This is a genomic window from Oleiphilus sp. HI0132 (assembly GCF_001635845.1).
Genome location: NZ_LWGJ01001418.1, coordinates 1 through 771, shown reverse-complemented (window position 1 = coordinate 771; position 771 = coordinate 1). Strand labels below are relative to the sequence as shown.

The following is a 771-nucleotide window of genomic DNA, read 5'->3' as shown; positions in this document are numbered from 1 at the left end:
GTTGATAGGCTGGGTGTGTAAGTGCGGTAACGTATTGAGCTAACCAGTACTAATTGCTCGTGAGGCTTAACTATATAACGCCCAAGTGGTTTTATAGTGAATGATTATTCGTACAACGACGGGTAACGCAAATTGGATATGAGTCTTCGTTAGACAGCAGAGATAAAGTTAGCTATTACTTGCTATTGTTAAAGACGCAGAATTAAGTGTTGTTGATCAAGTATCAGCAACCGAAGTTTTGTCTGACGACCATAGAGCTTTGGAACCACCTGATCCCATCCCGAACTCAGAAGTGAAACGAAGCATCGCCGATGGTAGTGTGGGAGGTCCCATGTGAGAGTAGGTCATCGTCAGGCTTCTATTAGAAACCCCAGTAGGTCATCCTGCTGGGGTTTTTTTATTGTCTAAATAAAAGCCTTAGTCTGAAGAAACGCTTTCGTGTAGTTAGGGGATAAATATGCATAGCCCGCTACCTGCATTCAGCTAATACAATAACACTATCTGTTTTATTGCATTTGTTTACATTTCTGAACCCCCATTTTTCGGGACATGCAGCGGAGTGTGATGTCTTAGTTGAAGTAGCTGTGATTGAGTGCACAGCATTCTTTTAGATAAATATATATAGTTACATTCGCTTATAAAAAATAATACAAAGACAAAGCAATAGAGTTTTAGTTGTAGATTTTGGGTCGCCGAACAATTCGTTAATGGAACTTGAATAGGTAATTCCGCAGGTATGGGAAATCGGTTGAAAAAATTATTTTTTACAGT

General features: G+C 39.6%; 2 rRNA genes. Both read left to right on the top strand.

The features are described from left to right. Window positions 1-74, top strand: a 23S ribosomal RNA gene (locus tag A3766_RS21655); the annotation flags it as partial. A 167-nt stretch (window positions 75-241) separates the two neighbouring features. Next, a 5S ribosomal RNA gene (rrf, locus tag A3766_RS21650) occupies window positions 242-356 on the top strand. Window positions 357-771: the final 415 nt, after the last annotated feature.